The organism is Mesorhizobium captivum, assembly GCF_033977165.1.
GTDB classification, from domain to species: domain Bacteria; phylum Pseudomonadota; class Alphaproteobacteria; order Rhizobiales; family Rhizobiaceae; genus Mesorhizobium; species Mesorhizobium captivum.
The window spans coordinates 108,798-118,540 of record NZ_JAVIJB010000021.1 but is presented as its reverse complement, the minus strand read 5'-3'; the positions used below and the strand labels follow the sequence as shown (position 1 = coordinate 118,540).

Annotated in this window: 7 protein-coding genes and 1 pseudogene; 5 read left to right on the top strand and 3 right to left on the bottom strand. The window is 64.9% G+C overall.

The window, feature by feature from the left end:
- Positions 1–867 (bottom strand): IS256 family transposase (locus tag RFM40_RS18995; protein ID WP_320278016.1); only part of this gene is annotated, 867 nt, incomplete at its 3' end.
- 98 nt (positions 868–965) lie between these two features.
- Between RFM40_RS18995 and RFM40_RS18990 the strand changes: the two are divergent.
- From RFM40_RS18990 to hmuQ, 4 genes and pseudogenes are all read left to right on the top strand, one after another.
- Positions 966–2,342 (top strand): annotated as a pseudogene (locus RFM40_RS18990) (TonB-dependent receptor domain-containing protein); the annotation flags it as partial.
- A 5-nt stretch (positions 2,343–2,347) separates the two neighbouring features.
- Positions 2,348–2,791 (top strand): hypothetical protein, encoded by a 444-nt coding sequence (locus tag RFM40_RS18985; RefSeq protein ID WP_320226977.1) that lies wholly within the window; start codon positions 2,348–2,350, stop codon positions 2,789–2,791.
- A gap of 5 nt (positions 2,792–2,796) precedes the next feature.
- Positions 2,797–3,894, top strand: a complete 1,098-nt coding sequence (locus RFM40_RS18980; protein WP_320226976.1) for an energy transducer TonB family protein — start codon at positions 2,797–2,799, stop codon at positions 3,892–3,894.
- Between the two features lie 50 nt (positions 3,895–3,944).
- Positions 3,945–4,259, top strand: coding sequence for a heme-degrading protein HmuQ (gene hmuQ / locus RFM40_RS18975; protein ID WP_320278014.1), 315 nt, complete (start codon positions 3,945–3,947; stop codon positions 4,257–4,259).
- Positions 4,260–4,302: 43 nt separating this feature from the next.
- On the opposite strand, the gene putA is transcribed toward hmuQ, so the two are convergent.
- A complete protein-coding gene (gene putA, locus RFM40_RS18970) occupies positions 4,303–7,911 on the bottom strand; it encodes a bifunctional proline dehydrogenase/L-glutamate gamma-semialdehyde dehydrogenase PutA (RefSeq protein WP_320226974.1) in 3,609 nt (1,202 codons plus the stop codon).
- Between the two features lie 163 nt (positions 7,912–8,074).
- Between putA and RFM40_RS18965 the strand changes: the two genes are divergently transcribed.
- Positions 8,075–8,527, top strand: a complete 453-nt coding sequence (locus RFM40_RS18965) for an Lrp/AsnC family transcriptional regulator (protein ID WP_320226973.1) — start codon at positions 8,075–8,077, stop codon at positions 8,525–8,527.
- 1 nt (position 8,528) lies between these two features.
- On the opposite strand, the gene RFM40_RS18960 is transcribed toward RFM40_RS18965, so the two are convergent.
- Positions 8,529–9,737: a cytochrome-c peroxidase gene (locus tag RFM40_RS18960; RefSeq protein WP_320278013.1), complete on the bottom strand. Its 1,209-nt coding sequence runs from the start codon at positions 9,735–9,737 to the stop codon at positions 8,529–8,531.
- Positions 9,738–9,743 lie beyond the last annotated feature (6 nt).

Sequence of the window (9,743 nt, the reverse complement as noted above, 5' to 3'; positions counted from 1 at the left end):
GGCCTTGGCTTCGGCGAGATCGCGCCGGTCATAGAGCCAGCGCAACTCCTGCAGGCAATCATCGGCATGCTTCCTCGGCAGATGATCGAGGGCGTTCCTGAGGAAGTGCACGTAGCAGCGCTGCCAGGCCGCTTCCGGGATCACCTCGCCGATCGCCGCGACCAGGCCGGCATGATCGTCGGACACGACCAGTTCGACGCCCTTGAGGCCGCGCGCCTTCAGCGCCACGAGGAAGTCCTTCCAGGCCGAGCGGCTCTCGCGATTGGCCATCTCCACAGCCAGGATCTGGCGTCTTCCGTCCCAGTCGATGCCGACCGCGATCAGCACCGCCTGGCTCATGACGATGCCGGCCTCGCGCACCTTCTCGTAGCGGGCGTCGAGGATGAAGTAGGGGAAGGGCTCGTGAAGCGGGCGTTCGGCAAACGCCTTCAGGCTCTCGTCCAGGCGTTTGTTGATGGCCGAGATCGACGAGGCCGAGAAGGCATGGCCGCACAGCTCCTCCGTGATCGCCTTGACCTTTCGGGTCGACACCCCTTGCACATACATCTCCGCCAGCGTCGCCACCAAGGCGCGTTCCGAACGCTGATAACGCTCGAACAGTTCGGTGGAGAAGCGCCCCTGCCGGTCCTGCGGCACTCGGAGCTCGAGCTTGCCGACGCGCGTCACAAGGGTGCGGCCATAGTAACCCGAGCGGTAGCCGAGCCGTTCGGGCGTGCGCTCGCCCTTCGAAGCGCCCAGCGCCTCGTCCATCTCCGCTTCGAGAACCTCCTGCATCACCGTGCGGATCACTTCACGCAAGCCATCCGGGCTATGAAGCAGAATGTCTTTGACGGCGGCGCTGGCTGTCTTACTTTCACTCTCGGTCATGGTGGCGTTCCTTCCAGGGAATCGGTGACGTTGAACATCACCAGCCTGCCATGACCGCCCTCTCTCGGCGAATTTGCAGAACTCTCAGAACACTACCCATCCGTCCGAGCGAGAACAGCGAATTGAAGCTCGGCTGGGTCGGCTCCAGCGACGGATGGACGGAGACGAGCGGTGGCGTGCCGGCCAACGATGTCGACCTCAAGTCGAACACCTTCACGGCCCGCTACAACATCACCGACGACGCCAAGAGCTGGCTCGACCTCCACATCAACGCCTCCTACAACAAGACAGTTCTCGACCTGACGACGCTTGTCCCGCAGAACCGGTTCGATCCGAGCACCGGTCTGCCCGTGCTGCTGCCCGCCGGTTCCTTGTCGACGTTCGATGTCGGGACGACTGGTATCGACATCTGGAACACGTCACGCTTCGAGACCGCCGGCATCGCGCATGAGCTGACCTATGGCGGCGACTGGGTCGGCGACGACGTCGAGACGGGCGGCACGGCCGGTGCCGACAGCTTCTACACGCCGTCGGGCAAGCGCAACGTCTCCGGCGCCTACATCCAGGACAAGCTGACCTGGGAATGGCTCGAGGTCATCGCCGGCCTGCGCTATGACAGCTACAGCCTGAAGGACACGGACCACGAAACGTCAGGCGACCGGCTGTCGCCGCGCATCACCGTCGGCGTCTCGCCTTTCGAAAGCGCAGCCCTCGCAGGCCTGCAGTTCTACGGCACCTATGCGGAAGGCTACCGCTCGCCCTCGCTGACGGAGACGCTTATCAGCGGTAATCACCCGGCCGGCGTCACCTTCCCGTTCCTGCCCAACCCCAATCTCAAGCCTGAAACCGGCAAGACCGTCGAGTTCGGCGTCAATTACAAGCAGAACGACATTCTCGAAGCCGGCGACGCGCTGCGGCTCAAGGCCGCCTACTTCAACAACAATGTCGAGGACTATATCGACGGCGTCACGCTGTCGGCCTTCGACCCGACCAGCGGCTGCCCGTTCGGCCCGGGCATCCCAATCTGCTTCCAGTACCAGAATTTCGCCAAGGCCAAGATCAACGGCTTCGAACTGGAAAGCGTCTACGACACTGGCTGGGGCTATGCCGGCCTCTCGGCCTCCATCATCAACGGCCACACCATCTCGTATGAAGGCGAACGGGCCGACCTTGCCAGCATCCCCTCGTCCCAGGTGACGGCGCAGCTTGGCCTCCGCTTCCTCGAAGACAAGCTGACGGTCGGCGGCGAAGTTCAATATAACGGCAAGCCCAAGGGCAATCCGATCGCCAAGGATTATACGCTGGTCAATGCCTTTGCCAGCTACCAGGCGACCGACAATCTCAAGGTCGACTTCCGAGCCGACAATCTCTTCGACGTCAAATACACCAATCCGCTCAACGGAAGCTCGACCGCCGTCATCTATGAACCCGGTATCACGCTGAAGCTGGCGGCAACCATGCGCTTTGGAGGCTGACGAGAATGAAGAGCTTGATGACGTCCTTTCGTCTACTGACCTCGACGTTTGCGATATCGCTTGCGACGGTGCCGGCGTGGGCTGGAACTCCGGCGCCGGCCGCTCAACTGAGCCTCGAGCTCAACGCCGCTCAGCGTTCCGACAAGGGTTGCCGGCTGACTTTCGTCGTCAACAACGCGCTCGGCGTCGACCTGTCGAAGGCGGCTTTCGAGATAGCGCTGTTCAACGAGGCCGGCGTCGTCGATCGCCTCACCGTGCTCGACTTCAAGGACCTGCCCGCCGGCAAGACCAAGGTCACGCGCTTCGACCTTGCCGGCCCCGATTGCGGCAAGCTCAGCCGCGTGTTGATCAACAGCGCGACGGAATGCGCCGGCACTGGTGTCGACGCCGCAGCCTGCATGCGCGCCTTGAAGACGTCGACCAAGACCGGTATCGCTTTCGGGGTCTGACCACGATGGGCATCGAGCCGGCCCTTGCGCGCGACGCCGTCGCCTTGCCTTTGGCAGGCGTCGGCTTTGCGCCACTTGCGGCAAGCGATCTTGATTTGACAATTCCAGACTGGTTGCGGCAGGTCTCGTCGCGAAACATGCAGGACATCAACCGCCCTTCCGATGCAGGCAGTGAGCCGGCGATCACGCCGGCCGAGCCACTCGTGCAGGCGCGGCAACCGCCGGGAGAGCGCAATTGGACGGTGGCGATCATCGCCTCGGTCCTGCTCCATGGCGCCGCGACGGCAGCGTTTCTGATCGCGCCCGCCGGGACATTCGATTCTAGCAACGCGATACAGGCCGAGGGCACCGACCGGTCCGGCGCCAACGTCGTCGGCAGCGCCTTGGATGACCAGGCACCCGGCACGGTGGATGTTACTTTGGTGCCGGATCCGCAACCGGTGAAACGCCGGACCGTCCAGCCCACTCCGCCAATCGAGGCGCCTCAACCAGCAAGCGAGCCGGCGACGCCTAAGCCGCCGCCGGAAGCCGTCAAACAGCCCACCCTCATCCCAGATATCCTGGCGGCCGACACGCCGCGCCGGGATGATCGCAGGGCCCCCACGGGCAGTGAACCGGCGCCTGCGATCAAACCGCAAAGCACCGAAGCGCCCGTTGCTGAGCCCGCGCAGCCTCCGGTCCAGAGTGCGAGATCGAGCGAACCAGCCGGATCGGCAGGGTCAAATAATCCCATTGAATCCCGCGGCAAGGCGGATGGCGATCTGCGGGATGCGCCGGCCCTTGCCAGTAAGGGCAAGCAACAGGCCGCCGCCGGCAATGCCATGGAATCCCGCTACAGCGGTGAAATTCAGAAGAAGCTTGCCCGCGCCAACCGTCGCGTTTCGAAATCGATCCAAGCAAAGGCTCGCAACAATGCCAGGGTGGTTTTCGTCGTCTCGGCCGACGGCAGCATCAGCGACTTGCAGCTCGCCGAAAGTTCAGGGTCTGCCGAGCTCGATCAATTCGCTTTGACTCTGGTGCGCAAGCAAGCCCCGTTCCCTCCCATTCCACCCGAGACCGGAAGATCAAGCTGGGTGTTCAAAGCGCGGATCGGCCCTTTTTAAAGCCTTCGCCACCCCAAACGTCAGATTTCATCCATTTCGAAAGGAAGCCAATGTACATCGCCATGAACCGCTTCAAGGTCCAGAACGGCTCCGAGGAAGCCTTCGAGGACGTTTGGAAGAACCGCGACTCCAGCCTATCCGAAATGCAGGGGTTCAAGGAGTTCCATCTGCTGCGCGGTCCGGTCAACGAGACCGAGGGCTATACGCTGTTCGCCTCGCACACTGTCTGGGCAAGCCAGGACGATTTCGTTGCCTGGACGAAGTCTGAGAATTTTCGCGCCGCCCACCGCAACGCCGGCACCTCGAAGGTGCACTATCTCGGCCACCCGCAATTCGAGGGCTTTTCGGTCGTCGAAGGCGCCTGACCGCCGCTAACGCGCAGCGGCCTTCAACAATTCCCACGCGTGACTAAGCAGCCGCCAGCAGGCTGGCATTGCCGCCCGCCGCCGTCGTGTCGACGCAGACCGCACGCTCATGCGCGTAGGCCGCAGGGTTCAGCACTTCGCTGACCAGCGGCACAATCGGCCCGGCGCGCTCGGCAATCACCTTGCGCACGATGCGCGCCGCTTCCGGCGTGCCGGAGAAGGCGACGACATCGACGCGCAGCGACCGCGCCTCGACCGGGTCCGGCCGACCGTCTATCGCCGCCAGCGGCAGGCCCTTGCCGGTCAAGGCCGACAGCGCCGCCGGAGCTCCGGGCGCCACTGCGAGCACAGCATTGCCAGCCGCCAAAGCCTGGATTGCCTGCGCGAGCAGCGTCTCGGCATCCGGCCCGAGGCAGAGCACGCGCCCACGCGGCGCCAGCGACAGCGTGTTTGCCTCGCCTGTCGGTCCGGGCAGGTCGACCTGGCCGAAATCGAGGCTCGCCGCTGCAGCGATTGCAGCCGCTCCCTTGCCACGCAGATGTTTTCTCAGGATCGCCACCCGATCCGGCCGTGTCGACCAGCCGCCGAGCGCCGGATCCGGCAGATTGTCGGCGAGCTCGGTGGCGGTCACCTTGTGGCCTCCGCCAACCTCCGTGCCGGCCTCCGGTCCCTTGCGGAAGCGGCGCAGATAATGCGGCCCGCCGGCCTTGGGACCGGTGCCCGACAACCCTTCGCCGCCGAAAGGCTGCGAACCGACCACGGCGCCGATCTGGTTGCGGTTGACATAGATGTTGCCGGCATGGATACCGTCGACAAAGTGCTGGACGCGGCCCTCGATGCGGGTGTGCAGGCCGAAGGTCAGGCCGTAACCCTTGCGGTTGATGGCGGCAATCACCGCATCGATATCGTCGGCGTCGAAGGTCGCGACATGCAGCACCGGGCCGAACACCTCGCGCTCCATCTCTTCGATGCCTTTGACGCGGAACACGTGCGGCGCGACGAAGCGGCCGTTTTTCGGCGCGTCCAGCTTGGCGATCAGCCGGCCCTCCAGCCCCTTCTTCGTGCAATAGTCGCTGATCGAGCTTTGCGCGTCGTCGTCGATGACCGGGCCGACATCGGTCGAGATCAACCAGGGATCGCCGACGTTGAGCGCTTCCATCGCGCCCTTCAGCATTTCCAGCATCTTCTTCTCGACATCCTTCTGGACATAGAGCACGCGCAGCGCCGAGCAGCGCTGGCCCGCACTCTGGAAGGCGGAGGCGAGGATGTCGCGCACCGCCTGTTCAGGCAGCGCCGTGGAATCGACGATCATGGCGTTCAGCCCGCCCGTCTCGGCGATCAGCATGGCGTCGGGCGGCGCGGTCTCGGCGAGTTGCTTCTCGATGAGCTTGGCGACCTCGGTCGAGCCGGTGAAGCAGACGCCGGCAATGCGCGGGTCGGCGGCGAGCGGCGCGCCGACCGAAGGGCCGTCGCCCGGCAGAAGCTGGATGACGTCCTCCGGCACGCCGGCCTCGCGCAGCATCTCGACGGCGCGGAAGGCGATCAGCGGCGTCTGCTCGGCGGGCTTGGCGATCACCGAATTGCCGGTGACGAGCGCCGCGGCGATCTGGCCGGTGAAGATCGCCAGCGGAAAATTCCACGGCGAGATGCAGACGATCGCGCCGCGCGCTTGCGTGCCCGCTTCGGCATTTGCCGCCTCGGCCGTGTAGTAGCGCAGGAAGTCGACCGCCTCGCGCACCTCGGCGACGCCGTCGGCCAGCGACTTGCCGGCCTCGCGGGTGGCTAAAGCGAAGAACTCGGCGGCATTGGCCTCGTAGAGGTCGGCGGCGCGGTTGAGGATCGCGCCGCGCTCGCCAACCGGACGTTTCGCCCAGCCCGGCTGCGCCTCGACGGCGATCCGCACGGCGGTGGCCACCTGCTTGGCCGCCGCCTCATGCACGGTGCCGACGACTTCGTCGGGCTTGGCCGGATTGACGATCTGGCGCTGCTTGCCGTAGCCGGCGGCGCGCGTGACCGGCTTGGCATGCCAGCGATCCGCCCCGGCAAATTCCGCCCTCGCCTTGTCGATGGCTGCAAGCGTGACCGGATCGGTGATGTCGAAACCCTTGGAATTGCGCCGGTTGGCGCCGAAGATCGCGGCTGGGCGCGCGATTGCCGGATTGGAGGCCGGGCCTTGTCTTTCCACCGTCTCAAGCGGGTCGCGCGCGATCTCCTCCGGCTCGACCTCCTCGTCGGTCAACTGATGGACGAAGGAGGAGTTGGCGCCGTTTTCCAGGAGCCGCCGCACCAGGTAGGCGAGTAGGTCGGAATGCGCGCCGACCGGCGCATAGATGCGGCAGCGCGTCCCTTCAGCCTTGCGCACCGTCTCGTGCAGGGATTCGCCCATGCCGTGCAGGCGCTGGAACTCGAAGGAATCGCGGTCCTTCGCCATCGACAGGATCGCCGCTACTGTATGCGCGTTGTGGGTGGCGAATTGCGGGTAGATGCGGTCGGTCATCGACAGCAGTTTTCGCGCGCAGGCGAGATACGAGACGTCGGTGTTGGTCTTGCGGGTGAAGACCGGATAGCCGGCAAGACCGAGCGTCTGCGCCCGCTTGATCTCGGTGTCCCAATAGGCGCCCTTCACCAGCCGCACCATGATCTTGCGGTCGTATTTTTTCGCCAAGGCGTGGAGCCAGTCGACGACGAAGGCCGCGCGCGGGCCATAGGCCTGGACGACGACGCCAAAACCGTCCCAGCCGGCGAGTTCCGGCTCGGCCAGCACGCGTTCGATGACGTCGAGCGACAGATCGAGCCGGTCGGCCTCCTCGGCATCGATGTTGAGGCCCATGCGCGAATGCCGCGCCGCGAGCGCCAGCGACAGGAGCCGGTCGGCCATCACCGGCAGCATCTTGTCCTTCTGCGCCACCTCGTAGCGTGGATGCAGTGCCGAAAGCTTGACCGAAATGCCGTGATTGTAGCGAATGTCGGGTCCGTTCGAGCCGGCGTCGAGCGAGGAAATCGCATCCGCGTAGGCGCGGTGGTAGCGCAATGCATCGGCCTCGGTGCGAGCCGCCTCGCCCAGCATGTCGAAGGAATAGAGATAGCCTTTCTGCGTCATCGGACGGCCGCGCTTGACCGCCTCGGCGATGGTGCGGCCGAGCACGAACTGTTCGCCCATCTCGCGCATGGCCGCCGCCACGGCCTTGCGGATGACCGGTTCGCCGAGCCTGCGCACCATGGCGCGCAGAGTGCCTTCGATGCCGCCCTCGCCTTCGTCGAGCACGCGGCCGGTCAGCATCAGCGCCCAGGTCGAGGCGTTGACGAAGATGGAGCTCGAACTGCCCGAATGCGCCGACCAGTCATGCGGCGCGATCTTGTCGGCGATGAGATCGTCCATCGTCTCGGCATCCGGCACGCGCAGCAGCGCCTCGGCGAGGCACATGAGCGCCACGCCTTCCTTGGTCGACAGGCCGTAAGCCGAGAGGAAAACCTCCATAAGCCTCGGATCGGTCGAGCCGCGCACCGCGCGCACCAGATCGGCCGCGCGGGCCGAGATCGCCTTGCGCTCCTCGGCCGAAAGCCCGGCCGCCTCGGAGAGACGCTTCACCGCCTCGTCTTCGTCGGGCAAATAATCGGCGCGGATCTGCTGGCGGATGGCATCGAGCGGCATGTCGGGTCCATGAAAGCAAGCGTTAGCGTGCGGTCTGGCGGTCACCGGACCGATTGGCGCAAGCTAGCATAGCCAGGGGCGCAGGTCGGCCCAAAGAAATCGGCAGCACAGTCCATTTGGACTATGATATAGGTCAATTCCGATCATTTTGACCACGATATCGATGACCGAAGACCAATTGGACCGCATAGATCGCAACATCCTGTCCGCGCTCGGACGCGACGGCAGGCTTTCCATGTCCGAACTGGCAGCCAAGGTCGGCCTGTCGAAGACGCCGGTGCAAGCGCGGGTGAAGCGGCTGGAGAAGGACGGCTACATAAGAGGCTATCGTGCCATCATCGACCGCGAGCGCATGGGCGAAGGCCATGTCGCCTTCGTCCAGGTGAAGCTTTCGGATACGCGCTCGGCAGCGCTCGACGCCTTCAACCGCGCCGTTCAGGGTGTGCCCGAAATCGAGCAATGCCACATGATGGCATCGAGCTTCGACTATCTGCTGAAGGTCCGGACCACCGACATCGCCGCCTATCGCCGTGTGCTGGGCGAGCGCATTTCGGCCCTTCCCCACGTAGCGCAAACCTCGACCTTCGTGGCGATGGAAACGGTGAAGGACCGCTAGATCACTCAGAAAGCGTCTTCAGGAAAGCCACCAGCGCCGCCCGCTCACGATCGGAGAGATCGAGCGGATGCACCTCCGAAACGCCCTCGACAGCAGCCGGCGCTTTCGAATAATGCGCGACCACTTCGTCGAGTGACGAAAACTGCCCGGCATGCATGTAGGGCGCACGCGTGGCCGCGCCCCGCAGCGACGGAGTCTTGTAAGCGCGCACCAGCTGCTGCCCATCTTTCACCATGAAACGCAGCTCGCGGCAGGCGCTGGCCTCGCCGTCGCGGAACTTGCCGAAGCAGTTGAACGGATCGGCCTGGACTTGAGCCACCGCATCGACACGGCCGCGATCCGGCGGCAGGTCCTTGACCGGCGGCACGCCGGTGTTGTGGAAAGCATTGTCGGTGAAGCGCGGCCCGTTGTGACAGGTCACGCAATTGGCCTTGCCGATGAACAGCTTCAGCCCGAGGGTCTCTTCTGGCGAGAAAGCGGCATCGTCTTGCGGCTCGGCGCCGGTCGCGAGGTCGATGGCGAAGCGGTCGAAACGCGTCTGTTGCGGCTCGATCGAGCGCTCGAAGGCAGCGATCGCCTTGCCGATATTGGCAAAGACGCGGTTGACATCGTCGGCCTGGCTGGCCGGCATGGCGTTCCACGCTGCTTTCTCGGCATCGGTGCCGAGCGGGCTGGCATTGGCCGGCACGGTGGAAAGATCGGGAAGCGGTCCGAAGATGCGCTCATAGCGCTCGCCGAACCGGTTCTTGATGTAATGCGCGAAAGCGGCGCGATTGCCGGCTTGCTCAAGCGGGTTTTCGAGCGGCGTCAGCGCTTGCGCCCAAAGGCTGTCGCGCCGCCCGTCCCAGAAGAACCAGGGATCGCGCGCCACGCCGGCCAAAGGCATGGTGCGACGGTTGGCGCGGCCGACGCCGACCGCCTGCGGCAGGTCGTCCTGGAACTGGCGGTCGATCTTGTGGCAGGTCGAGCAGGACACCGTGCCGTCGCGGCTCATGCCGACATCGAAGAACAGCGTCGATCCGAGCGCCGCCGCGGCCGGCACGTCGGCATATTGGTTCATGGTGTCCGCTTTAAGCGCCGGCAGCGTGTTCAGCGCCAGCGAGGCGATGTTCTTCTTCTCGGCGTCGCTGAACTGAGGCTTGCCGCAGCCGCCAAGCAAGGCGAGCGCGGCCAGAGTGGCCAGGCTTGCGACGCGGGCGAGACGCCTCATTGGCCG